The sequence below is a fragment of the Pseudooceanicola nanhaiensis genome, assembly GCF_020171315.1.
In the GTDB taxonomy this organism is placed as follows: domain Bacteria; phylum Pseudomonadota; class Alphaproteobacteria; order Rhodobacterales; family Rhodobacteraceae; genus Pseudooceanicola; species Pseudooceanicola nanhaiensis_A.
Genome location: NZ_JAIUZP010000001.1, coordinates 992,738 through 1,016,962 on the forward strand (window position 1 = coordinate 992,738; position 24,225 = coordinate 1,016,962).

General features: G+C 68.1%; 16 protein-coding genes. 5 read left to right on the plus strand and 11 right to left on the minus strand.

The annotated features are described in order from the left end of the window. The first annotated feature begins 13 nt into the window (after positions 1-13). Together fdxA and LCM32_RS04510 are read left to right on the plus strand one after the other, a co-directional pair. The gene (fdxA, locus tag LCM32_RS04505; RefSeq protein ID WP_224819843.1) at positions 14-352 is read left to right on the plus strand and encodes a ferredoxin FdxA; all 339 of its coding nucleotides are present in this window, start codon (positions 14-16) and stop codon (positions 350-352) included. Between the two features lie 355 nt (positions 353-707). Continuing rightward, positions 708-1,217: a CarD family transcriptional regulator gene (locus LCM32_RS04510; RefSeq protein ID WP_224819844.1), complete on the plus strand. Its 510-nt coding sequence runs from the start codon at positions 708-710 to the stop codon at positions 1,215-1,217. A 90-nt stretch (positions 1,218-1,307) separates the two neighbouring features. On the opposite strand, the gene cobS is transcribed toward LCM32_RS04510, so the two are convergent. Further along, the gene (gene cobS / locus LCM32_RS04515) at positions 1,308-2,075 is read right to left on the minus strand and encodes an adenosylcobinamide-GDP ribazoletransferase (RefSeq protein WP_224819845.1); all 768 of its coding nucleotides are present in this window, start codon (positions 2,073-2,075) and stop codon (positions 1,308-1,310) included. A 66-nt stretch (positions 2,076-2,141) separates the two neighbouring features. On the opposite strand from cobS, the gene cobT reads away from it, so the two are divergent. Further along, complete coding sequence (gene cobT / locus LCM32_RS04520) at positions 2,142-3,152, plus strand: nicotinate-nucleotide--dimethylbenzimidazole phosphoribosyltransferase (RefSeq protein WP_224819846.1); 1,011 nt, start codon at positions 2,142-2,144, stop codon at positions 3,150-3,152. A gap of 123 nt (positions 3,153-3,275) precedes the next feature. On the opposite strand, the gene LCM32_RS04525 is transcribed toward cobT, so the two are convergent. From LCM32_RS04525 to LCM32_RS04540, 4 genes are all read right to left on the minus strand, one after another. Continuing rightward, entirely contained in the window at positions 3,276-5,156 is a 1,881-nt protein-coding gene (locus LCM32_RS04525) for a monovalent cation:proton antiporter-2 (CPA2) family protein (protein ID WP_224819847.1), read from the minus strand. 472 nt (positions 5,157-5,628) lie between these two features. Then, positions 5,629-8,460 carry a hypothetical protein gene (locus LCM32_RS04530; protein ID WP_224819848.1) on the minus strand — a complete coding sequence of 944 codons (2,832 nt, stop codon included), beginning with the start codon at positions 8,458-8,460 and terminating at the stop codon, positions 5,629-5,631. Between the two features lie 218 nt (positions 8,461-8,678). Further along, complete coding sequence (locus LCM32_RS04535; protein ID WP_224819849.1) at positions 8,679-9,959, minus strand: O-acetylhomoserine aminocarboxypropyltransferase/cysteine synthase family protein; 1,281 nt, start codon at positions 9,957-9,959, stop codon at positions 8,679-8,681. A gap of 496 nt (positions 9,960-10,455) precedes the next feature. After that, on the minus strand, positions 10,456-11,445 hold the full coding sequence (locus LCM32_RS04540) for a glycosyltransferase family A protein (protein WP_224819897.1): 990 nt from the start codon (positions 11,443-11,445) through the stop codon (positions 10,456-10,458). 188 nt (positions 11,446-11,633) lie between these two features. On the opposite strand from LCM32_RS04540, the gene LCM32_RS04545 reads away from it, so the two are divergent. Further along, positions 11,634-12,113, plus strand: a complete 480-nt coding sequence (locus LCM32_RS04545) for a hypothetical protein (protein WP_224819850.1) — start codon at positions 11,634-11,636, stop codon at positions 12,111-12,113. Positions 12,114-12,149: 36 nt separating this feature from the next. Here LCM32_RS04545 and LCM32_RS21930 read toward each other — a convergent pair whose 3' ends face one another. After that, positions 12,150-13,700 (minus strand): pre-peptidase C-terminal domain-containing protein, encoded by a 1,551-nt coding sequence (locus tag LCM32_RS21930; protein WP_263618059.1) that lies wholly within the window; start codon positions 13,698-13,700, stop codon positions 12,150-12,152. Between the two features lie 456 nt (positions 13,701-14,156). On the opposite strand from LCM32_RS21930, the gene LCM32_RS04560 reads away from it, so the two are divergent. Beyond that, complete coding sequence (locus LCM32_RS04560; protein ID WP_224819851.1) at positions 14,157-18,404, plus strand: beta strand repeat-containing protein; 4,248 nt, start codon at positions 14,157-14,159, stop codon at positions 18,402-18,404. Between the two features lie 79 nt (positions 18,405-18,483). Here the strand turns inward: LCM32_RS04560 and LCM32_RS04565 are convergent, their stop codons facing one another. The 5 genes from LCM32_RS04565 to LCM32_RS04585 all read right to left on the minus strand — a co-directional run bounded on the left by LCM32_RS04565 (position 18,484) and on the right by LCM32_RS04585 (position 23,937). Beyond that, the gene (locus tag LCM32_RS04565; RefSeq protein ID WP_224819852.1) at positions 18,484-19,797 is read right to left on the minus strand and encodes an FtsX-like permease family protein; all 1,314 of its coding nucleotides are present in this window, start codon (positions 19,795-19,797) and stop codon (positions 18,484-18,486) included. Beyond that, positions 19,794-20,480 carry an ABC transporter ATP-binding protein gene (locus LCM32_RS04570; RefSeq protein WP_224819853.1) on the minus strand — a complete coding sequence of 229 codons (687 nt, stop codon included), beginning with the start codon at positions 20,478-20,480 and terminating at the stop codon, positions 19,794-19,796. Before LCM32_RS04570 ends, LCM32_RS04565 begins: the two co-directional genes overlap by 4 nt. A gap of 2 nt (positions 20,481-20,482) precedes the next feature. Beyond that, positions 20,483-20,902: a hypothetical protein gene (locus LCM32_RS04575; RefSeq protein WP_224819854.1), complete on the minus strand. Its 420-nt coding sequence runs from the start codon at positions 20,900-20,902 to the stop codon at positions 20,483-20,485. Between the two features lie 115 nt (positions 20,903-21,017). Continuing rightward, positions 21,018-22,505 carry an alkaline phosphatase gene (locus tag LCM32_RS04580; protein WP_224819855.1) on the minus strand — a complete coding sequence of 496 codons (1,488 nt, stop codon included), beginning with the start codon at positions 22,503-22,505 and terminating at the stop codon, positions 21,018-21,020. 277 nt (positions 22,506-22,782) lie between these two features. Beyond that, the gene (locus tag LCM32_RS04585; protein WP_224819856.1) at positions 22,783-23,937 is read right to left on the minus strand and encodes a Hint domain-containing protein; all 1,155 of its coding nucleotides are present in this window, start codon (positions 23,935-23,937) and stop codon (positions 22,783-22,785) included. Positions 23,938-24,225 lie beyond the last annotated feature (288 nt).

The window sequence follows — 24,225 nt, forward strand, 5'->3', positions numbered from 1 at the left end:
TCCGAGGACTGGAATGACCTATATCGTCAACGACAAATGCATCGCCTGCAAATACACTGACTGCGTGGAAGTCTGCCCCGTGGACTGTTTCTACGAGGGCGAGAACATGCTGGTCATTCACCCTGACGAATGCATCGACTGCGGCGTCTGCGAGCCTGAATGCCCCGCCGACGCGATCCGCCCGGACACCGAGCCGGACATGGAGAAGTGGGTCGAGTTCAACCGCAAGTATGCGGAGCTCTGGCCGGTCATCGTGACCAAGAAAGACCCGCTGCCGGGTTACGAAGAGCGCGACGGTGAGTCGGGCAAGCTGGAGAAATACTTCTCCGAGACGCCGGGCGAGGGCGGCTGAGCCGCGAATCATCTGTTATGCGCGTTTGCGGCATGATCCGTTAGCGCACAAACAACTGGGGTTTTCCCTTCATCGACAGGGGATTGGGCCATCTTCCGCCCGGTCTCTCCTGCACTGCAGCGCCGATCCTCTTTTGAATCGGCGTTTTTTGTGGTAGGATGGTCTTCGCAAATGAGGAAGCCTGCCTGTAGATCACCCCGCGTCAGCTGCCGTCGCGGGGCATAAACCTGACAGATCATATCGGTGAGACGAGGCCGCAGACGCGGGCTCGGCTGACCTGTTGTCTTGAAAGGCCGTAGTGCTCCCATCGGGTTGGGAGCTGCGGAGATGGGCATGCTTCATGAGGAAGGATTGCATGAGCAAAATGAAAAAATCCGAATTCCGCCCGAACGACTATGTTGTGTATCCGGCCCATGGCGTCGGTCAGATCATCTCGATCGAAAGCCAGGAGATCGCCGGGATCCCCCTGGAGATGTTCGTCATCTCCTTCGAAAAGGACAAGATGACCCTGCGGGTCCCCACCAACAAGGCGACCGAAATCGGCATGCGCTCGCTCTCGAGCCCCGATGTCGTGTCCAAGGCCATGACGACCCTGAAGGGCAAGGCCAAGGTGAAGCGCGCCATGTGGTCGCGCCGCGCGCAGGAATACGAACAGAAGATCAACTCCGGTGACCTGATCGCCATCGCCGAAGTGGTGCGCGACCTGCACCGTAACGACGATCAGCGCGAGCAGTCCTACTCCGAGCGTCAGCTCTACGAAGCCGCGCTTGAGCGCCTGACCCGCGAAGTGGCCGCCGTGACCGGTGGTGACGAAGTGGCCGCCGCCAAGAAGGTGGACGAAGTGCTGGTGTCCCGCGCCGCCTGATCCGGCTGCGACAGGATGACTGTTTGAGAACCGCGCTCTTCGGAGCGCGGTTTTTTCATGCGCTGATCGCAGGCTGGCCTCAGCCCGGCCTTAGCCCGGGATCAGCGCGAAAAGCACGGCCACCTCGGCCAGCTGCTGTCCCGCCCCGAGAATGTCGCCGGTCTGGCCGCCGATCTTGCTGCGTGCCAGCCAGCGGAGGGTGAGACCGGCCAGTAGGGCGACGATGACGGGGCCAAGCGCGGCCGAGCCGGAGCAGATCACCGCGATCACCAGCGCCAGCAGCACGGCAAGCCATGCCGCGTAGGGCGGCGCCCGTCCGACCTGCCGCGAGAGTCCGTCGCTGCGGGCGTGGGGCAGGGTGGCCATGAGCACCGGCATCACGGCCCGGCTGAGCGCGGCCGCGGTGATCAGCGCGCCGATGGCCTGGAACACGCCCGGCATCGCCCAGATCGAGGTGAGTGCGAACCACCGCGCCAGCAGCGAGAGCACCAGCGCGATCACCCCGTAGCTACCGATGTGGCTGTCGCGCATGATCTCCAGCCGGCGTTCGCGGGTCCAGCCGCCCCAGAGGCCGTCGACCGTATCGGCAAGGCCGTCCTCGTGCAGCGCCCCGGTGACGAGGATCATGGCCGCCAGCGAGGTGATGGCCGCCGCGCCCGTCGGCAGGCCGAAGGCGAGCAGCGGCAGAGCCCCCAGCGTCCCCGCGATGGCCACGGCGACACCGGCCAGCGGATAGGCCCACGCCGCCTGCGCGCCCCGGTCGAAGTGACGGGCCAGAGAGGCGGGCAGGGGCAGGCGGGTCAGCAACGCGAGGGCCGCGGGAATGTCGCGCCAGTCGGGCGATACGGTATTCTTCACTTCCCGGTTGCTCCTCGGTGGCGGTCCGCTAGACAGGCTGAAGTGTTTGCGTGCGGGAGGCAAGAGATGACGCAGTTTCCGGGAGACCTTCAGGCCCTGCGGGAGGTGCTGCGCGCGGCCCCCGGCCCCGATCGCGCCGCGCTGGAGGGGGCTGCCGACCGCAACGGCCAGCTGACCAAGCCGCCCGGCGCGCTCGGCCGGCTTGAGGACCTCGCCATCTGGTACGCGGGCTGGCAGGGCCGGGCGCGGCCCGCGCTGGAGGCGCCGCAGGTGCTGGTCTTTGCCGGAAATCACGGCGTCGTGGCACAGGGCGTCTCGGCCTTCCCGGCCGAGGTGACGGTGCAGATGGTCGCCAATTTCGAGGCCGGCGGCGCGGCGATCAATCAGTTGGCAGGCGTGGCCGGGGCGCAGATGTCGGTCCATCCCATCGCGCTCGACCGTCCGACGCAGGATTTCACCACCGCGCCCGCCATGTCCGAGGCAGAGGTGCTGGAGGCGCTGCGCATCGGCTGGGAGGCGGTGGATGCGACGGCCGATCTGCTGATCACCGGCGAGATGGGGATCGGCAACACCACCCCCGCGGCCGCCATCGCCTGCGCGCTCTTCGGGGGCGCGGCAGCGGAGTGGGTCGGGCGGGGCACCGGCGTCGATGACGCCGGGCTGGCGATCAAGGCCGATGTGGTGGCCCGCGGTGTGGCGCTGCATGGCGACCGCGACGGGCTGGAGGTGCTGCGTTGCCTCGGCGGGCGCGAGATCGCGGCCATGGCGGGGGCCATGGCGCGGGCGCGGGTCGAAGGCATCCCGGTGATCCTCGACGGCTTCATCTGCTGCGCGGCCGCGGCCTGCCTGCGGGCGGTCACACCGGCGGCGTTGGATCACGCGGTGGCGGGCCATGTTAGCGCCGAGGCCGGGCACGGCGCGCTTCTGGCGCAGCTTGGCAAGGCGCCGCTGCTCTCGATGCAGATGCGCTTGGGGGAGGGCACGGGCGCGGCGCTGGCGGCGAATATCCTGCGCGGCGCAGTGGCTTGCCTCTCGGGGATGGCCACCTTCGGTGAGGCCGGTGTGAGCACCGGCTGACTTGCACGGGGGCGCTCAGGGCGGCTCAGGCCGCCCGGCGCGGCGGGCGGCCAGTAACTGTCCGACGTGGCGCAGGTCTCTGAGGCTGTCCTCAGGCCTGTCCGCGCCCCCCTTCAGGGCCGCTCAGGCCACGTCCCGATCGCGAGAGGCCAGCTGCGCCAGTAGCGCGGACTCGAGGTCCTTGTCCAGCTCCTTCGACCGGTCGATATACTCGCTGTTCTTGGTCGTCGGCACGTTCGGATCCCAAAGCTCCGCCAGCTCCCGGATCGCCTTCCGGTCGTGGTGGTAGAAGGTCGCCTCGGCCTCGGCCGCCTCGTATTCCGACAGGCCGATCCGCTCCAGCACGTAGCGCCCGGCCCGCAGCGAACTGTCGAAGAGCTCGCGCACGATGTCGTCGGCGCCTGCGCGGTAGAGCTGGTAGGTGTGGGTCCGGTCATAGGCCCGGGCGATGATGTGCAGATCGGGCCGCGCCTTGCGGGCATAGGTCACCAGCCGCGTGGTGGCCTCCGGGCTGTCCATCGCCGCGACCAGCACCCGCGCCTTGTCGAGCCCCGCCGCATGCAGCAGGTCGGGCCGCGTCGGGTCACCGAAGTAGCCCTTGAAGCCGAAGCGGCGCATGACCTCGATCGTCTCCATGTCGTGATCCAGCACCACCGTCTTGAAGCCCGAGCTTTGCACGAGGCGGTTCACGATCTGACCGAACCGGCCGATGCCCGCGATGATCACCGGCCCCTGATCGTCGATCTCGTCCGCCTCGAGCGTGTCGCGGTTATCCTGCATCCGGTTCGAGATCTTCTCGTAGAGGATGAAGAAGAGCGGCGTCAGCAACATCGTCAGGGCGATGACCAGCAGCACCCGTTCCGCGATCGCGTCGGGCAGCACCGATTGCTGGCGCGAGAAGGAGACCAGCACGAAGCCGAATTCCCCCGCCTGCGCGAGCGAGAGGGTGAAGAGCCACAGGTCACGCCCGCGGAGCCGGAAGATGAGGCCGAGCCCGTAGAGGATCACCCCTTTCAGGGCCATGACGCCGAGGGCAAAGCCCACGATCACCAGCGGATCCCCGAAGAGCACGGAGAAGTTGATGCCGGAGCCCACGGTGATGAAGAAGAGCCCCAGCAGCAGCCCCTTGAAGGGCTCGATATCGCTTTCCAGCTCATGCCGGAATTCGCTGTTGGCCAGAACCACCCCGGCGAGGAAGGTGCCGAGCGCGGGCGAGAGGCCCACGAGGCTCATGATGAAGGCGATACCGATCACGATCAGCAGGGCAAAGGCGGTGTACATCTCGCGCAGCCGCGCAAGGTGGATGAAGCGGAAGAGCGGCCGCGTCAGGTAGACCCCGGCGAGGATCACCGCCGCCACGGCTGCCAGCGTCACCAGCGTGACGCCCCAGCCCGGCAGCCCGTCAACGAGGGACATGGCTTCATGGGCCACATCATCGGCATGGGCGAGGGCCTCGATCGAGCTGTCGGCGTGGTCCTCCTCCACCGGGGCGCCCATGGCCAGCAGCGGCATCAGCGCCAGCATCGGAATGACCGCGATGTCCTGCGTCAGCAGCACCGAGAAGGCAGAGCGCCCGCCGCCGGTCTGCATCAACCCCTTCTCGGACAGCGTCTGCAGCACGATGGCCGTCGAGGACAGCGCCACGATCAGCCCGATGGCGAGCGCGTGGTTCAGGTGGTAGTTCAGCGCCAGCAGCGCCCCCGTCACGGCCAGCGTGGTGACGACCACCTGCAACCCGCCGAGCCCGATCAGCCTGTGCCGCATGTCCCAGAGCGCGCGGGGCTCCAGTTCCAGCCCGATGAGGAACAGCATCATCACCACGCCGAATTCGGCAAAGTGCTGAAGCCCCTCGGAATCCGTCGCAACGAGGCCGAGGATCGGCCCGATCACGATCCCCGCCGCGAGGTAGCCCAGCACCGAGCCGAGGCCCATGCGCGCCGCGATCGGCACGGCGATCACCGTGGCCAGCAGATAGATTGATGCCTGGTAGAGAAAGCCTTCCATCGGGGCTCCTTGGGGGTCTTGTGCGGGTGGGGCTGGGGTCTTGCGGGGCGGTGTCGACGGCGGGCAGCGGCCCGTGGCGGGGCGCGCGGCCGTGTTATCGTCGGTGTGTCGAGATCGTCATATAATCGGCTCCGCCGCGGCTGCGAATGTCTGGCGTGAAGAAACGTCGTGCGTCGGCGTGAAAATTCCACCCATGCCAAGTGTTTCGCAGCGGCAGGCGGAATGCCAGAGCAAAGTGCCGCGCAATGGAGGCGTGCCATGCGCGGATCGCTGCTTCTGGTGGGGCCCGCAGGGGGCTTGCGGGACCGCGCCCGGGACAGTCGGGTCTCTGCGGGCTTGCTTGCCAGCTCGTCCCGCGGTGCCGGTGGTCACGGTCACGGTCACGGTCACGGTCACGGTCACGGTCACGGTCAAAGAACCGTGGCCACCGTCCCCGGGCCGTCCGCGTACCGCCGGAGCGTCGCCTTCGGCCTCAGCCCTCGGTCGGCATCCGCAGGATCACGTCACGCCCGCGCTTCACGTAGCGCAACTCGCTGTCGCCGATGGCCGCCACCTTGCCGCCGTCGATCGTGTCGCCGACCTGCACCTTGCGATAGCGCCCGTTGGAGAGCCGGATCAGCGCGCGCCGGTCGGAGGGCTGGCCATAGACGCCGATCAGGTTGATCTGGTTCAGCCGCATCACGTTCTGCATCGTCGCCTGACGGGTGACAGAGGCGCTGGACGGGATCGAGGGGGCGACGTTGCGGGCCGGAGTCGTCGGGGCCGCGGCCACGGCGGCGGCCGCAGCGGCACTGACCTGCGGCGTGGCGGGGGCCTGCTGCGCCGCTGTCACGCGCGAGGCGAAATCCTGCGGGCGGGCGCGGGGGAAGAGCGAGGCGCCCACGGCGAACTCGGTCCCCGGGGCGTTCTCCTCGGTTTCCTGCTGGGCCTCGGGCAGGGAGGGACGCAGGCGCGGTCGCAGGTCGGCAAGCTCGTCGCGGGTGAAGCCGCCAAGCTCGCTGCGCTCGTTGCGTTCTTGCAGGCCATCGGGCCGCACGCGCGGCCGGAAGGCATCGAGGTTCACCCCGCCGATGGTGCGCGGCACACCCGGGACGAGGGCGGCGATCTGCGTTTCCGCGGGACGTTCGGGCGGCAGCAGCGGCGGGTTGCCCGCATAGACGCGGCCGCCTGCGGGGGTCATCGCACCATCGGGCGTCGCGGCAACCAGCCCGCGGTCATCCAGCACGAACTGCGTCCCGGCCGGGGGCGGGTTCAGCGGGGTTGCCGGGCGCTGGTCCGTCTCGATCCCCTCGGGCAGGGGCAGGGCGATGGCATCGAGGTTCGGCACGCCGCCGTCGATGGAGGCGACGTAGAGATCGGAGAGCGAGGCCGCGGGCGGCGGGGTCGCGTGATCGGGGGCCTGCGGCCAGATGCCGGTCGCGGCATAGGTGGCCTCGGCGGCGGCGCTGTCCTGCGCTTCGAGGGACTGCGGCGCGGCCTCGCGCGGGACGGCGCGCAGCTGTTGCGGCTGCTCCGGCTGGGTGCCGGTCAGGCGGGCGAGGGCGTCGTCGACCTGCGGCGGTTCCTCGGATTCGGCCTGCTCTTCCGGGGTCGGCAGGGCGGCGAGTTCCCGGGCGCGGGGCGCCTCCTGGCTGTCGGCTTCGCTGTCTGCTCCCGGGGTGGCCTCGGGCGTGGCAGGCGCGTCCTCGGGCGCGGGCAGGGCGGCCGCGACGGCGTTTTCCTGCGGGGCGCGCCGGAACAGCGAGGCGAGCGCGCTGTCGGAGAAGATACCGGCCCAGGCCGCAACACCTGCCATGAGCAGGAGCAGGACCACGGTCAGGAAGAGGCCCATGTAGCGTGGCCGATGCGCCGCCGCACCGCCGGCGCGGGCGCCGAAGACGGTCATCCGCTCGGCTTCTTCGCGCGAGGCCTGCCGCATGGAGCCGGATGCACCGCCAAGCGTCGCGGAGGCCGCGGCGGCGGGGGCCGTGATCGGCGCGGTGGGGGAGACGCCCGTCGTGGCAGGGCGGGTCGGGGCGGGCTCTGCCTCTGCGGTCAGGCCGGGGTGGCCGCCGTGGCGGTCGCGCTGCGTGGCAGCGAGGGCGACGAGCGCCGGGTTCGGCGCGCGGACGGGGCGGGCCTCTGCCTCTTCGGTGGCCTGCGGCTCCGGTGCGGCCTTGGGGGCCTTGGCTGCGGGTTTGCGCGGGGCCTTGGCGGGCTTGGGCGCCGGGGTGTCCTCTTCGGCGGCCTGCGGCTTGCTGCGTCCGGCGAGGCGGGTGAGCAGGCCCTTGAGCGCGTGGCTGTCAGAGACCGGTTCCAGATCGGACGGGTCGGTGTCCCCGGCCTGTTCAGGACGCAGGGAGGCGATCGAGGCGCTGCGCGCGGCCTCGGGATCGAGGTCCGGCTCGGGGCTGGACGCGGGCGCAGGCGTCGGGGCAGCGGCGTCCTCGGCCCGGTGCGCTGCGGCGAGGTCGAGCTTGGGGGCGATGTCCTCGTCATCGCCGCTCGGATCGAAGAGAGCTGCCTTTTCGGGCGCGGGGGGCTTTGCGGGGGCCTCTGGGGTTGCCTCTGCCGCCTGCGTTTCGGCGGGTGCGGGCTCTGCCGCAGGGGCGCTGCGGCGGGAGGAGAAGGCCGGGGTGACGGGCGTCTCGTCCTCCGGCGCGGCGGCCTCCGCCTCGGGTTTCTCCACGCCGCTCGTCTCGGGCAGCGTCAGCTCTTCCGGGACGGGGGTTTGTTCGGGCTCTTGGACGGGGGCCTGTGTCGCATCCGGCAGGCGCGCGGTGCCGAGGATACGGATCGGCAGGGCGTCGGTTTCGACGCTGTCCCCGGCGGACAGAAGCCGCCCGGCGGCGCGGGTGCGCCCGAAATCCGGCTCGCCGCGATAGGCGCCCTCGGGCGGGATCGCGGTGAAGGTGACGGCATCGAACCCATGCTGTTCGGCGAACTCCTCCGCCTCGTCGAGGGTCTCGCGGGCGACGGCGGCGATATGGGTCTCGCCGCCGGAAATGGTGAAGTCATAGACCAGTTCGTCGAGGTCATAGGGCGTGGCCCCGTCGAGCGCCGTCTCGACCGACTTGCGCCGCTCGCTTTCGCTGGCGGGGGCGGTGGCAATGGTCAGGTAGCGGATCTGGTCGTTCGGCAGGACCAGCTTGCACAGCTGGCTGTCGGGGGCCAGCAGCGTGGCCTGTTCGCGCAGCCGCTCCAGCGCGGGACCGAAGGCGCCATCGTCCAGCGCCACCTCGCCCACGAGCAGCCAGCCCGGCGAGGAGCGCTGCATCAGGCGGATGCCGTCGACGGAGAGGGACAGCGCGAAATTCGGTTTCATGCAAAGGGTCCCGGACCAGTTACCAAGGCGGTGCGCGCGGGGTCGCACCCGCGCGGAAGCTTAATACAGGGGAGGGTCAAGGAAAAGTAAAACACCCGCCAGAACCTGCGTGAGGGCGGTCTGCCGCCACCCGGGGTGGCGGCAGATTGTGCAAGCGGGAGAGGGGCTTGTGCCAATCGCCCTTGCTGCGACGCAGCATTCCCGCGTCGGTTGCAGCCTCAGGCCGTGGCCTTGGCGAGCGCCTGATCCAGATCGGCGATCAGGTCGTCCGCATCCTCGATCCCGATGGAGACACGCACCACCTCGGGCCCGGCGGAGGCCGCGCGCTGCTGTTCCTCGGTCAACTGCCGGTGGGTGGTGGAGGCGGGGTGGATGATCAGCGACCGCGTGTCGCCGAGGTTGGCCACATGCGAGAAGATCTCGAGGCTGTCGACCAGCTTGATGCAGGCCTCGTAGCCGCCCTTCACGCCGAAGGTGAAGAGCCCGCCCGCGCCCTTGGGACAGATCCGCGCCACCCGGTCGTGGTAGGGCGAGGAGGGCAGCCCGGCGTAGGTCACGGTGGAGACGCGGGGATCGTTCTCCAGCCATGTGGCGAGCTTCACCGCGTTCTCCACGTGACGCGCCATGCGCAGCGAGAGCGTCTCGATCCCCATCAGCGTGTAATGCGCGCCCTGCGGGTTCATCGTCATGCCGAGGTCGCGCAGGCCGATGGCGATGCCGTGGAAGGTATAGGCCAGCGGGCCGAAGGTCTCGTGGAACTTGAGCCCGTGGTAGGCGGGCTCGGGCGCCGAGAGCGAGGGGAACTTGTCCGAGGCGGACCAGTCGAAACGGCCCGAGTCCACCACGACGCCGCCGGTCACCGTGCCGTTGCCAGTCAGGTACTTGGTGGCCGAATGCACCACCAGCGTCGCGCCGTGTTCGATGGGGCGGCAGAGGTAGGGCGTGGCCGAGGTGTTGTCGACGATCATCGGCAGGCCGGCCTCGTCCGCGACGGCGGCGACGGCGTCCAGATCGGTGATGTAGCCGCCCGGGTTGGCGATGGACTCGCAGAAGACCGCGCGGGTGTCATCGTCGATCGCGGCCTTCACCGCGTCGAGGTCATCGAAATCCACGAACTTGGCGGACCAGCCGAAGCGCTTGATGGTCTGGCTGAACTGGGTGACCGTGCCGCCGTAGAGCCGGGTGGAGGCCACGACATTGCGCCCCGGCCCCATCAGCGGGAAGAGCGCGAGGATCTGCGCCGCATGTCCCGAAGAGCAGCAGACCGCGCCGACGCCGCCTTCCAGCGTGGCGATCCGCTCCGCCAGCACGCTGACGGTGGGGTTGGTGAGGCGGGAATAGATGTTGCCTACTTCCTGCAGGTTGAACAGCGCCGCCGCGTGATCCGCGTCGCGGAAGACATAGGCCGTGGTCTGGTAGATCGGCGTCTGCCGCGCGCCGGTGGCCGGATCGGGCCGGGCGCCGGCGTGGATCTGCAAGGTGTCGAAACCGTAAGACATGAAGAACCTCCCTCAAAATATGCGCATGCGCGCCCTAGGGATAGGACATCGGGGGAGGTGTCACAACGGTGAGGTTGGGGGGCGGGGCGGTGGGCTGGTTGAGGCGCGCTGTCGGGACAGGGAGGGGGCGTCAGCCGTTCTAGGCTGCAGACGTGCTGTGGCGTAGGCCCGGTGGAGCAACCCGTCTGGCCGGATGGGGTCTGCGGCTAAGGCATGCGGCGGCATGGCTGGACAGAAACCGCGAGGCAAACCACGGGGCCGTGTCCCCTCGGGATGTCCCGCCCGGCCGAGAGGCCGGGCAGCGCCGGCCCGCCCCCATGGGGCGGCGCTATTGCGCCACCCCGCGGGACGGCGCTGCCCTCCCGACGGGCCGGAAGGCGTAGCAAAGGGGCAGTGGCAGTAACCGGGGCCTTCAATTTACTTGAGCGCCAAAAGCAAGGGCCTTCCGCGCTCTGGTTGGGTTTTAGCCGCGCTCAGTCCCCGCGCACCACGCCCCTCACCGCAGCCAGAGATTGTGCCGTTTCAGCCGCTTGCGGATCTGCACGCTGCGCAATGGCCCCTCGTCCCGGTCGAAGAGCTTGCGCGCCTTCTCGCCCTTGCCCTGATAGATCACCCGCTTGAACGCATCGTGGCCTTTCAGCAGCTTCTTCAGCCGGTTGTCCTGCGCCAGATGCTCCAGCTTGGCGATGGTGGCTGGCCCTTCCAGCGCGTAGAGCAGCGGCAGCAGCCGGTAATGGCAGGTCACCCGCCCGTCCATCAGCCCCTCGGGCAGCGCGTCCCGCCCGCCGCCGAGCCCGTGGATCACCAGCGGCAGGGCGATCTGGTCAAGCCAGGGATAGAGCGCCTGTCCCAGCAGTTCCTCCGGCGGGTCGTCCCGGATCGCAAGCGCGATGTCGAGGAACCGCTGCCCGAAGACCCGCGGGCAGCGATAGAAGAAATAGCCCGCGTTGAAATAGAGATAGCGCCGCCAGAACTCGTCCGGCTGGCTCAGGTCGAGGGAGCTGTCGAAGTCCAGCCCGAAGCGGTCGTAGAGCGATTTCCAGATCGCGCCGTAGCCCGGGCCGTAAAGCTCGATCTCGGGCCATGTGCCCTCGCGCTTCAGCGAGGCGCCGGGGCGGTCGAAGTCGAAGGGCACCTGCGCGATCTCGTCCAGCACCAGCGTGTCGCTGTCGAGGAAGACGAAGGGCTCGCCCTCCGGCAGGGCCAGCAGGGCCTCGATCTTGTTGCCGTTGGGATAGGACGCGCCGAAGTGGCGGCTCTCGAAGGGCAGGATCTCGGCGCCCATCTCCTCCAGCACCTCCCGGACGCCGCTGTCATCCATCCGCGGGTCACCGTCCCAGAGCGGGCCGGGCTGCGGTTCGGCCACCACCACGCGGCCGGTGAAACCCGGCGCATAGGCCCTGAGCGAAGCCACCAGCAGCAGCGCCTCGTATTGCAGCCGCCCGGCCTGCCCGATGCAGAGCAGCGTGAACGCCTCCGCGGGCATGTCGGGGGCAGGGCGGTCAGGGCTGGACAATGGGGCCTCCGGTCTTGCGCCATGGCCCGGGCGGCGGTTTCGAACCGTGGGATCGAAGACTGGATCGGCCGGGGCACCTGAGAGTATAAGTAGGCCATTCATTGAACGAAATATCTTTCCGGCGCCTCGGTGCGCCCGCGATTTCAAAGGTGCCTTTCATGCGACATCTCCTTGCCGCCGCTCTGCTTTTGCCGCTGCCCGCCCTTGCGCAGGACGGCGATGTCTACCTCACCCCGGAACAGGCCGCGGCCTATGGCTACGTGGCCGAACCGCAGGTGCCCACGGGCAAGTTCACCACCGCGGGGGAGATCAAGCAGCTGCTGCTGGTCACGCGCGGGTCGTGGCTGGCGCTGAACGAGGTGAACGGGCAGGACTACCTCTATGGCACGCAGGTGCTGAGCTGGCGCTGCGGTCTGGCGGGCTTCCACATCTCGATCAATGGCGGCCCGATGTCGCGATGGGACATGCCGCCCTGCCACGAGGGCACGGCCTCGCCCAATGCCTTCACGGAGACGGACGGCCTGCCGCTGATCGCCTTCCCGCTCGGCTCGGTCCAGAGTGCGACGGTGGAGCTGGTGCTGGACGATCTCAGCCGGATCGTGACCAGCTTCCAGCGGCAGGACATCCTGATGCCCTGATCCGGCCCGCCCAAGGGCAGGCCGGCGCAGGTTAGGTCAGAACAGGAAATCGTCGGCCGAATAGGCCCCCGCAAGGCCGAAGTCGGCCACGGCCACATCGCGCAGGGTGATCTCGCCATCGTCGGTGGTGATCACCGCGTTGCCGTTCACCTCGCTCAGGTGGTTGGCGAGGAGATCGGCAAAATCCACGATCCCCGACACGCCCGAGAGGTCGATCTTCTCGGCGTCGTCGGCCGCGAAATCCTGAATCGTGTCGTTGCCGAAGACGCCCGCGAAAATGAACAGGTCGGCCCCGTCATCGCCGCGCAGCATGTCGTTGCCGCCCTGACCGGTGATCGTGTCATCCCCGGCGCCGCCGAGGAGCCAGTCACCGCCATCCCCGCCCGTCAGGATGTCGTCGCCACCCCGGCCGAGAAAGGTCTTGGCCGTATCGGCCGCCACGAAGACGTCGTCATGGGCGGAACCGCGGATCACTTCGATCGAGCTCAGCACATCGCCCTCCGCCTCGCCGCCGTGGGCCGCATGCAGGCTGTAGAAGTAATGATGGTTCTGGACGAAGACCATCTCGACCCCCGTGCTGTTGCCGCCATAATCCACCGTGTCGAAGCCACGGCCGCCAAGCAGGACATCTGCGTCGTCGCCTCCGATCAGCAGGTCGTCGCCGCTTGATGCTTCAAGGTAGTCGTTGCCGTCATTGCCGAAGAGCGTGTCGCGGCCATAGCCGCCCCGGACGATGTCGGACCCGTTGCCACCAATCAGCCGGTTGTTTCCGGTTACGCCTACAATGGTGTCGTTGCCCTCATTTCCAAAGAGCGTGTCGTTCCCCAGATGGCCGTATACGTAATCATTTCCGGCGCCGCCGTAGACGAGGTCATCACCGTAGTAGGCGAAAATACGGTCATTGCCGCCGTCGCCATAGATGGTGTCGTTGCCGTAGCCGCCATCGAGGAAATCGTCACCCCCGCCGCCTCCGATCACGTCGTTGTCATGGCCACCATAGATCGTGTCTTCGCCCCAGCCGCCCCAAAGCCGGTCGTTGCCATTGCTGCCGTCCAGGCTGTCGTCGCCCGAGCCGCCCCAGATGAGGTCGTCGTCCTCACCGCCAGAGAGCGTGTCATGTCCGGCGGACCCACCGCCAAGCGTGTCGTCGCCAGCGTACCCAACAATCGAGTCATCGCCTGCCGTGCCGATCAGGCTGTCATCGCCGGTTGTGCCGGAAATCAGTTCAGTGACTGACAGGCGATAAGTGCCCGTGTAATAGTTACCGTAGCCCGCGGCGTCGAGATAGTAGATCGCGGTTTCCGGAACAGTGAATTTGATAAGCGAATTCAATCCGGGACCACCATCATCGTTCCGACTGATCAACGTGCCATCGCTGTCGCGCAAATATAGATAGGTGTCGCTCAGGGTAACGCCGTTGAGGGAGATCGAAATCGTTTGACCCGCCTCCAGATCAATTGCGATCCAGTCATGACCGCCTCGATTGTCCACTGTCCCGTGAAAGGTCTGCCCGATCGTCATGGAATAGGGCGTCGTGATGTCGCCCGGCGCATCGCCGAGGTTTTCGTAAAGATCGGTCACTGGCATGGATTGGCTTCCTTGAATTGACAAGCGCGCAATGTGGATCATTGCGCCGCTGATCCACCGTAGGCTGGGCTCGTGCGATGGCACAATGACTTTGGGCGCAGTTGGCGAAAAGGAGCCGCCTCGCGAAAATGGGCAATCGAATGGGCCGTCGGGAGAAAAAATCGGCCCGGCTTTCAGGCCCAGATCCCCATATTTTTCCCTATTGTATGGGCGGGCAGACACAGCCTTGCTGGCGGCGCGGGACGCCTTGTTTTCCTGAAAAGGGCCGGAAAATCCCGACGCCGCGGTGCGGGCATCGTCCCGGGAAACGCCAATCTGGATCAAGTCCTTGTGGGCCCTGTGCCTTGACATCGCAATCCCGGATCAGTGCAAATGCCCCTGGGGAAGGGCTGCCGCAATACTGCTGTGGTCCAATTCAAGACGGGTGTTTCGGCGCCGGACATTTCGGGGGACTTCATGACGTTCAGCAAGGCGGGCCTGCGCCCGGTCATCGGTGGGGCCATCGCCCCGGCCGTCACGGAAACGCAGCCCCTGGACGAGGCGGCGGCTGAGGGCGATCTGCGCCTCGCCCAGGCCGTGATCGCGGCCTATCTGCCCGGAACCTCCGGCAACGACACCCTGACCGGGGATGCGAGCGACGACACGTTGGAAGGCTTCGACGGTGACGACAGCCTCTCTGGCGAAGGTGGCGATGACAGCCTTCTTGGCGGCAACGGCGACGACACCCTCGACGGGGGCGACGGGGCGGATACGCTCAGCGGGTGGACCGGCGCGGACGTGCTGCGCGGCGGGGCCGGGGATGACAGCCTGTCGGGCGGCACCGGAAACGACAGCCTCGAAGGGGGCGCGGGGGCCGACCTGCTGAACGGGAACGAGGACGACGACACCCTCGACGGCGGCGACGGCGACGATGTGATCAACGGCGGCGACGGCGCGGATTCGATCCGGGGCGGAGCGGGCGATGACACCATCAGCGGCGGCGCCGGGAACGACACGATCGAGGCGGGCGACGGCGCGGATTCCGTCCTCGGTGGCGACGGTGACGACGAGATCTGGGACGACAATTACGACGGCATCGGCACCATCATCCATGGCGAGTACGGCGACGATTCAATCTACGCGGGCGACGGGGACGACCTGCTGAGCGGCGGCTTCGGCAACGACGAGATTGATGGCGGCTGGGGGAATGACACGCTCTACGGCAACGAGGGCGACGACCGTCTTTACGGCTATGACGGGGACGACCTGCTGCGCGGGGACGTGGGCGGTGACACGCTGGAGGGCGGTGACGGCAACGACTCCCTCTTCGGCGAAGACGGGATCGACTGGCTTGCGGGCGGCGGCGGAAATGACCGGCTCTACGGGGGCGGCGGACAATGGGACCTGCTCGATGGCGGCTGGGGCAATGACACGCTCTATGGCGGTGACGGGGGGGACCAGCTCGACGATTTCGACACGGATGCGGACACCCTGCTGGGCGGGGCGGACGGGGATTACATCTATGTCGGGGGCTACGTCTCGGACGGGGATGTCTACAACGGCGAGGACGGGATCGACCAGATCGGCTTCACCGGGCGGGTCTACAACCCGGTGACGGGGGAGGATGAGATCGTCGATGTGACCCTCGATCTGGCGATCACCGGCTACCAGAACACCGGCTTCGGGACCGACCGTATCCTGAACATCGAGTGGGTCACCGCTGGCGACGGCAACGACACGATCTATGGCGATGCAGGCGACAACCGGATCGAAAGCTCCTACATCTCGGGCGACGATGTCTTCTTCGGGCGTGCGGGGGATGACACGCTGCTGGGCGGCGCCGGCAACGACAGTCTTGATGGCGGCGCGGACGACGACTCGCTGCTTGGACAGGCGGGCGATGACACGCTGCTTGGCGGGGATGGGGACGATACCCTGAACGGCGCGGCCGGGGACGATGATCTCTACGGCGGCGCGGGATCGAACACCGCCTCCTTCGCTACCGTCGACGGGATTGCCATCGATCTGCGGATCGCGGGCCGCCAGTTCATCAGCGCAAGCCTCGGGTCGGACCTGCTGGTCGACATCCAGAACCTCGAAGGCAACACCGGGGACGACACGCTCATCGGGGATGAGGGCGACAACAGGCTCAATGGCGCCAGCGGTGCCGATCACCTGATCGGCAACGGCGGGATGGATTACCTCATCGGGTCGGGCGGCGATGACACGCTCGATGGCGGCGACGGGGGTGACTTCCTCTATGACGCCTTAGACAGCAACCTCCTGCTGGGCGGGGCGGGCGAAGACACGATCTACGTCAACGGCGGGACGAACGACATCGACGGCGGCCTCGATCGCGACACGTTGCAGTTCAACTACAGCTTCTTCGGCGACGCGGTGAGCGTGGACCTCTCCGACACCGACTGGCAGGAGACCGGCGTGGGTCTTGTGCGGCTGGTGAACGTCGAGAATATCGAGGGCTCCTACTGGTCCGACACGCTGATCGGGGATGCAGGGGACAACCTGCTCGATGGTCTGAACGGGCACGATTCCCTTGTCGGCGGGGCGGGCAACGACACGCTGGTCGGCGGGCGGTACGACGATGACGGGGCGCTCTTCAACGATACGCTGGACGGTGGCGCGGGCGATGACATCCTGATCGGCGGCCGGGGCGACGACAGCCTCGTCGGCGGGACGGGCGCGGACATCGCGGTCTACGGCGATGACACCTCGGGCAGCGGTGTCGCTGTGGACCTCTCCATCGCGGGGGCGCAGTACATCAATGCCTATCACGGCACCGACACGCTGGTCGGGATCGAAAACCTCTTTGGCACGATTGGCGACGATACGCTTGTCGGCGACGGCGGGGCCAACCTACTCCAGGGCTGGAGCGGCGATGACAGTCTCGACGGGGCTGACGGGGATGACACGCTGATCGCGAACGAGGGCAATGACACGGTGATCGGCGGGACCGGGTTCGACCTCGTCGGCGTCTATGGTGTGACCGAGGCCACGGCGCTGACCGGCGTGACCATCGACCTTGGCGCGGCAGGCGTGCAGGCGACCGGGCTCGGCACGCTTGAGCTGAGCGGGATTGAGGGCGCCATGAGCGGCGGCGGGGACGATACCCTGACCGGGACCGGCGCGGCGAACCTGCTGATCGGCGCCTCCGGCGACGACAGCCTGCTGGGGCTCGGCGGGACGGATACGCTCTCCGGTGGCGACGGGGCTGACCTGCTCGACGGCGGCTGGGGCGGCGACCTGCTCGATGGGGGTGCCGGTGACGACACCGTGCTGGGCGCCGGGGCGGACGACACGCTGCTGGGCGGTGACGGCGACGACAGCCTCGACGGCGGGGAGGGCGACGACACCTTGGAGGGCGGCACCGGGGCCGACCTGCTGACGGGCGGTGACGGGAACGACCTGCTCGACGGGGGCGAGGGCGACGATACCCTACTTGGCTCCGCGGGCAGCGACACGCTTCAGGGCGGGGCGGGCGATGACCTGTTCGTCCTCGACGCCGGACCGGCCACCTTGGACGGCGGCGCGGGGGCGGATGTGCTCGACCTCTCTGCCAGCCTCGTCGGCGTGACGCTGGACCTGCGCCTTGCCGGGCCGCAGGCCAGCGGCCTCGGCGCGCTCCAGATCACCGCGGTGGAGGGCGTGCTCTCGGGTGCCGGGGACGATGACCTGACCGGCAACTGGGCCGACAACACGCTTTCGGGCGGGGCGGGGGACGATCGCCTGATCGGTCTCACCGGGAATGACCTGCTCCTCGGCGGGCTTGGCGATGACGTGATCAACGCCGGTCTGGGCGAGGACACGCTGGAAGGCGGGGATGGACAGGACACGCTCCTCGGCGGCGGCAACCGGGACCTCCTCACCGGCAATCAGGGCGATGACCTGCTCAACGGGGGCGACAGCCACGACACGCTCGACGGCGGCATCGGGAACGATGCGCTGGACGGGGGCGAGGGCAACGACCTGCTTCTGGGCGGCACCGGCGATGACCTCTTGCTGGGGGGCGCGGGCGGCGACGACCTGATCGGCTCGACCGGCAACGACACGCTCGACGGCGGCACCGGGGCGGACAGTCTTGATGGCGGCGCGGGATCGGACCAGCTTGTCGGGGGTGCCGGGCAGGACACGCTGATCGGCGGCACCGGGTTCGACAAGCTCGACGGGGGCGATGGCAGCGACTGGCTGGATGGCGGCATCGGCGATGACCGGCTGGATGGCAGCCTTGGCGGCGACACGCTGATCGGCGGCGAGGGCAACGACGACCTCAAGGGCGGCTCCGACTATGGCTGGGACAACCTCGACGGCGGCGCGGGGGCGGATACGCTGCGCGCCGGCGGCGGGAACGACCTGATCGCGGGCGGGGAGGGGAACGACCTTCTCAAGGGGCAGGCCGGGAACGATACGCTGATCGGCGGTGCGGGCGACGACAAGTTGATCGGCGGCGGTGGCGATGACCTCTTCATCTTCGCAGACGGGTTCGGCGTCGACGTGCTGAACAACTTCTCCGCCGATGACGCCGAGAAGATCGACCTCTCCGCCGTGACCGAGATCGTCAGCTTCTGGGACCTGCTGACCAATCACCTCGTCGATGTGGGCGGCACGGCGGTGATCGTCGACGGGGCGAACCAGATCACCCTGAACGGTGTCGCCTTCGCGGATGTGGGCTGGACCGGGCTCTACTCGGCGGATGACTTCCTCTTCTGAGGGGGCATCCACAGGCCGGGGCGGACAGAGCCCCGGCCGTTAGGCCGCCATATATGGGGGCCACGGCAGGCGCCGCGCCCTAGGCCCGCAGGCTTGGCACCACGGGCTGTCGGAGGATGAAGGCCGCCGGGACCAGCGAAAGCAGCAGCGTCACGGAGACGAAGGCCGCCAGCACGTGCAGCTCGCCCCACCCCAGTGGCGCGGTCACGAGGACATCTGTCCGCGCGGTCACCACCTTCGACAGCACCGAGGCGGCGGCGACGCCGGTCAGCAGGCCAAGCGCCGATCCCGCCAGCAGCAGCGCGGCCCCGAAGGACCAGATGACGGCAAAGACGAAACGGGCGGTCGCCCCGAGGGCGCGCAGCAGGGCGATCTGGCGGTGGAGCAGGCGCGACAGGATGAAGAGCCCCAGCAGCACCGCCGAGGCGACCAGCCCCTGGGTCACCAGAGCCATGAGAGACATGATCTGACGAATGTCGCCAAGCACGCGGTAGAGCTGCGCCAGCACGGCACCGGGGAAGAAGGCCATGGTCTCGCGGTCGCGCGTGAACTCGGACCGGAGGGCGTAATTCGCCCACAGCGCCTCGGAGCGCACGACGATGGCGGGCGTCCCGGGGAAATAGGCGGGATCGAAGGGCGGGCCGATCTGGTCCGCGCGCTCGGGCGCATGGCCGTTGCTGACGCCGTGCACTTCCCAGATCGCCTCGACCGGGAGGAGGATGGCGCGGTCCCATGGCGTTCCGCTGGCGGCCAGCCTGCCGACGACCTCCAGATGGGCCCCGTCATGGGCGTGCTCTTCGGCGGCATCGCCGTGCCCATGCGCCGGGGTGAACTCCTCGCCGATGGCAAGCGGCACAAGCGCGCCGACAAGGGCCTCGTGCTCGCTCTGCCACATCCGGCCCTCGATCCGGTCCTCGGCGAGGTAGCGCGCGAACTCCGCCGTTGTCCCGATCACCGGGGAGGTGCCGAAGCTGTCGCCGAAGGCCAGCGGGGCGGCGATCGAGACATTCTCGTGGCCCGCGACCTCGGCATAGGTCTCGCCGTCCAGCAGGGGCATGTCGGAGGGTTGCAGGAAGACGGCGGCCATCATCACGCTCATCTCGCTGCCGGGGGCGGCAACGACGAGGTCGAACTTGTCCGCCGCCTGCGCAGTGCCGCGCCGCAGCCCGCGTTCCTGCGCCAGCAGCCCGATCCCCATGCCGACCGAAATCGCGATCAGCAGGACGAAGAGGGCCGAGGCGACCCGGAACCGCCACAGGATCGCGCGCACCAGCGGCCAGGGGGCATAGCCCCGCAGCACCAGCGCACCGACGATCAGCGCGGGCAGCAGCAGGGCGAGTGTCATCAGGATGTCCTGCGACAGGGCGGAGAGGCCGTTCCAGAGTGCGCTCATGCCATGGTCATCCTGTCGGCGGTGAGGGCGCCATCCCGGATCGTCAGCACGCGGTCCATGCGCGAGACGAGGGCGGCGTCGTGGCTGACGACGATCAGCGTTGTGCCGTTCGCGCGGGCGAGGGTGACCAGATCGTCGATCAGCCGGTCCGCCGCCGCCCGGTCGAGGCTGGCCGTCGGTTCATCGGCCAGCAGCACCGCGGCGTCGGTGGCCGTGGCGCGGGCAATGGCGACGCGCTGACGCTCGCCACCGGAAAAGCTGCTGACGGTGCGGTCGGAGATCTGGGCGCCAAGCCCGAGAAACGCCAGCCGTTCGGCGGCCTTCGCGCGCAGGGCGGCGCGGTCGCGGCGGGGGCGGAACAGGGCAGAGAGGGCCGCATTGTCCCCCGCGCCAAGCTCTTCGAAGAGCAGGAAATCCTGAAAGATCATGCCGATGTTGCGGGCGCGGAACCGGGCGCGTTTCTCGGCGCCCAGAGACAGGAGATCGTCATCGCCCCAGCGAATGCGCCCCTCCGCCGCCAGCAATCCGGCGAGGGCATAGAGCAGGGTCGACTTGCCTGCGCCCGACGGGCCCTCGATCCCCACGAGGGAACCTGCGGGGATTTCCAGCCCCGGGACAGACAGCAGGACACGTCCCCGCGGGGCGGTGACCCGCAGATCGGAAATGGACAGCGCCAGTCCCATGGTCAGTCGTAGCTCGCGTCGACCAGCCGGACCATGCTGAGGAAGCCGGTCTCCGGGTCGCGGTAGGCGCCAAGCTCCAGCACGCCGGAGGTCACGATCTTGACGTTGTAGGGCACCACGTCGACGATCCGCTTGGTGTAGACGGCGAGGATATCGTTCGGCCATTCGGCCTCCGTCTCGCAGAAGGGGCAGACCGACATGGGGCGTCGCGTCAGCACGAAGAAGGCGCTTTCCGCCTTCAGGGGCGGGGCCATGTAGCCATCCACCGCGATCCGCTTGCCCTCGCGGGATTTCGCCAGGTCGGACAGGGCCTTGCGGTCGTAGAGATTGCGCAGCTTGATGACCTCGTCTGCGGCCAGCGTGGGCCGGGCCAGCAGCGGGGTCGCGAGCGAGGCGGTCAGGAACGTACGGCGCGTGAACATGGGTGGTCTCCTTCATCTTCCGTGCCGCCCGGCGCAGGGGCAGGGGCGGGGCGGGCCGGAACGGCGCAAGGGGCCCTGCAACGGGCCCCTTGCTTCTGGTGTCGTAGAGGGCCGATTACTCGACGTTAACGGCGTGGTTCATCACGTGGAAGATGACGTTCTGTTCGATGGTGCCGTCGATCAGATGCGCCCAGGGGCCTTTCGCGTAGACGGCCACATCCTCGCCCGAATGGGTTTCCGAGGACATCGGGATCAGGGCCTGCTGGAGGTAGTCGACGTCCATCGCCTCTTCCTGCGTGACCGCCGGGCGGACGCCCGCGTAGTTCATGTCCTCGCGCAGTATCGAGCCCGAGCCGTTGGCGTAGGAGATGACCGAGTAGGGCTGGCCGTCATCGGCGAGGTTCAGATCGTCGCTGTGGATTTCACCGGTCTTGGCGATACCGAAGCAGAGCCCCTGGATCGGGGTGCCGCGGCCGCAGTAGCCGTTGAAGGCAATGGCGTGCTCGTGGTCGGCGGTCACGATGATGAGGGTGTCCTCGTCGCTGGTCATCTCGTCGGCCAGGGCGACGGCTTCGGTCCAGATCATGCCGTCGGCCGCGGTCCGGGCGAAGTTGCCGGCGTGGTTGGCGTGGTCCACACGGCCCGCTTCGATCTCGAGGTAGAAGCCGTCTTCGTTCTGGCTCAGGAACTCGATCGCGGTGCGGGTCATGTCGGTCAGCGAGGGTTCGGTGGCCGGGCGGTCCGCCTCGTAGGAGGTGTGGCTGTCGGTCCACAGGCCGAGGATCGGCGCGGTCATCTCCAGCGCGTCGAACTCTTCCTTGTTCGAGGCATACTGGATGCCTGCATCCGCCGCGGCGGTCAGCAGGTCGGCACCGTCGGCGCGGTGGCCGCTGCCGCCGTTCGGGGTGGCCGTGCCCTTGGGCACGAAGTAGCGCGCGCCGCCGCCGAGCGCGATGTCGAGCATGCCCGAGGTCATCGCGTCGATCATCTGGGCGGCGATGTCCGTCTGGGCGGTGCAGCCTTCCGGCACGGCGTCTTCCCAGTTGCGGTTCGCGGTCTTGGAGTAGACGGCGGCCGGGGTCGCGTGGGTCAGCCGGGCGGTGGAAACGATGCCGACGGACTTGCCTTCGGCGGCGACCAGTTCGGCGAAGGTGGTCAGCTCGTTGCCGGCCACGGTCGAGCAATCGTCATGGATCGCGGTGCCGCCGAGGTTGATCAGGTTGAACCGCTGCTTCACGCCGGTGTTCATCGCGCCGGCGGTCGGAGCGGAATCCGGGGTCTGGGCGTTGATGTTGTAGGTCTTCACCAGCGCCGAATAGAATTCGCTGGTCTCGTAGGGAAGCACGTGCTCCTCGCCCAGCTTGCCCATCTGCTGACCGACATAGAGGCGGGTCGCGTAGTTGGTGCCCACGCCGTTGCCGTCCGCGATCATCAGGATGACGTTCTTGGCCCGGCCGGTGTTCTGTTCGCGGGCGATCAGCTCCTGGATGGTGGTCTCGCCGGCTTTGAACCAGTCGCTGCCGGACTGGAGGTCGGGCAGGTCCTGGGCATGTGCGGTCGCGGCGGCCGTCAGCGCCAGGGCGGAAATAAGGGTGCGTTTCACGGGGATATCCTCTGTGCGGTTTCGGGTGCCGTGGGCGAAGACGGCGGCGTGCGCCGGGATGCAGGCGGCAACACAACGGGCATGTAGCGACCCATTGTAACGCGAATGTTATGGGAGGAGAGCAATCGTCGCTGCAGACAGAGGGCAGGTGGCCCGGTGCCGCGGCCTTGCTGTCTGACACCCGCGCGGGATCGGGCGTCGACCGACACCTTTCACGCGGCGCGCAGGGCGCGACCACGGCACGTGAGGCGCGGTGCGAGAGGCGGCGTAGGACGCTTCAGGTGAGGATTGTGCGACGGTTGCGGCGATGGCGCAGCACCAGCCGCTTGGCGCGTGGCCCGTCGATCAGCGGACGCGAGGCCCGGGGACCGAAGGCCCGCAGCTCTGGGAAGAGGGCCAGCACCTCGTCGCGCAGCGCCTGCGGCAGGCCGTTCAGGGCCCGATCGCCAAGATAGAGGGATTCCGCCGGGGCACCCTCTGCCAGTACGATCTCGTGCCGGTCGAAGAGCAGGTGGAAATACTCTACCCCCTCCGGCGCGATCTGCGCGACGCCGCCCAGATGCCGCAGCTGGCGGGCGGCGACCAGCACCTCCGGCGAGCCATACATGCGCTGGGCGATCTTCGAGCGCAGCAGCAGACGATGCTGGGGTGACAGAACGAGGTCCCGCCGGGGCAGCCCGTGCCCCAGTACGCCTGCGCGCACCCGCACGGGGGCCAGCTGCGGCGTGTCCCGCAGCTCCTCCGGCGTCACTGTGCGGCGCCCGATATACCGCAGCGGCTGATCGCCGGAATCGAGCGTCGACACCAGATCGCCCACCCGCAGCGCCTCGACAGCGATCTCTCCGCGTGGGGTGGCGATGCGTGTGCCGCGCGTGAAGCACATGACCACGCCATTGCTGTCGGTGAGATGGGCATCGTTGCCGATACCATCCTGCCCGCCGTAGTCGGCGTAATTGCTGTCGGTGGTGAAGTTCGCCTGGTTCGGCGTGTCGTCGAGATCATCGCCGTCGATCTGGGTGAGCGCCGTGCCGGGCTGGTAGACCCCGGCATCCCCCGCCACGTACTGGCCGGTGCTGGCATCCCACGCCCGAGAGATCGCCACGCCCACCGGGTCATTCTCGATATAGAGGCCGGTGATGCGGTAATAGAGGCCGGTGTCGGGATCTTGGGTGATCACCTCCCAGTCGGCCTCGACCTCGGACCCGGCGGGATAGGTGACACCGTTGATGGTGACCGGCGCGATCAGCGTGGCGCCGCCATCATCCGGATAATCGCCATCCGCGGTCTGCGCCGCCACGTCCGCGGCGCTGGAAAACGACATCACGTCGCCGACGGTGGTCCCGACGGTGCTGGTATCGTCCGACTCCGATCCGCTGATTGGGTCTGCGCCGGTGATGCTGGACAGCGAGACGATGCCGAAGGTGAAGGCCATGAAGGTGTGTATCCGTGCGCGCCAACTGACGCCTGAAATACTCAAACGGTGGTTAAAGTTGCTAGGCTACGTTCAGGGCCATGAGGCGTCAACCATGCCGTTTTGATCGATTTTCGGGGGCATGACATGCTTGCGGTTGTCGAGCGGGGGCGCCTTGCCCGGGCCGATTGTAAACCGGCCCGGATGGGGGATCGGTTTGAGGAGGGCAGGCGCCGCACGGCCCGCGTTCCGGAAGGCGCGCGCGGAAGATCGGAAGAGCACACGTCTGAACTCCAGTCACACCTTGCA

What these genes read in the sequence shown, in the direction of transcription:
- LCM32_RS04560 (WP_224819851.1), top strand. Translation starts at nt 14,157, where the DNA reads ATGACGTTCAGCAAGGCGGGCCTGCGCCCGGTCATCGGTGGGGCCATC.
- LCM32_RS04530 (WP_224819848.1), bottom strand. Translation starts at nt 8,460, where the DNA reads ATGAAACCGAATTTCGCGCTGTCCCTCTCCGTCGACGGCATCCGCCTG.
- LCM32_RS04570 (WP_224819853.1), bottom strand. Translation starts at nt 20,480, where the DNA reads ATGGGACTGGCGCTGTCCATTTCCGATCTGCGGGTCACCGCCCCGCGG.
- LCM32_RS04585 (WP_224819856.1), bottom strand. Translation starts at nt 23,937, where the DNA reads ATGGCCTTCACCTTCGGCATCGTCTCGCTGTCCAGCATCACCGGCGCA.
- LCM32_RS04545 (WP_224819850.1), top strand. Translation starts at nt 11,634, where the DNA reads ATGCGACATCTCCTTGCCGCCGCTCTGCTTTTGCCGCTGCCCGCCCTT.
- LCM32_RS04525 (WP_224819847.1), bottom strand. Translation starts at nt 5,156, where the DNA reads ATGGAAGGCTTTCTCTACCAGGCATCAATCTATCTGCTGGCCACGGTG.
- LCM32_RS04575 (WP_224819854.1), bottom strand. Translation starts at nt 20,902, where the DNA reads ATGTTCACGCGCCGTACGTTCCTGACCGCCTCGCTCGCGACCCCGCTG.
- LCM32_RS04535 (WP_224819849.1), bottom strand. Translation starts at nt 9,959, where the DNA reads ATGTCTTACGGTTTCGACACCTTGCAGATCCACGCCGGCGCCCGGCCC.
- LCM32_RS04510 (WP_224819844.1), top strand. Translation starts at nt 708, where the DNA reads ATGAGCAAAATGAAAAAATCCGAATTCCGCCCGAACGACTATGTTGTG.
- cobT (WP_224819846.1), top strand. Translation starts at nt 2,142, where the DNA reads ATGACGCAGTTTCCGGGAGACCTTCAGGCCCTGCGGGAGGTGCTGCGC.
- LCM32_RS04540 (WP_224819897.1), bottom strand. Translation starts at nt 11,445, where the DNA reads ATGCCCGCGGAGGCGTTCACGCTGCTCTGCATCGGGCAGGCCGGGCGG.
- fdxA (WP_224819843.1), top strand. Translation starts at nt 14, where the DNA reads ATGACCTATATCGTCAACGACAAATGCATCGCCTGCAAATACACTGAC.
- LCM32_RS21930 (WP_263618059.1), bottom strand. Translation starts at nt 13,700, where the DNA reads ATGCCAGTGACCGATCTTTACGAAAACCTCGGCGATGCGCCGGGCGAC.
- LCM32_RS04565 (WP_224819852.1), bottom strand. Translation starts at nt 19,797, where the DNA reads ATGAGCGCACTCTGGAACGGCCTCTCCGCCCTGTCGCAGGACATCCTG.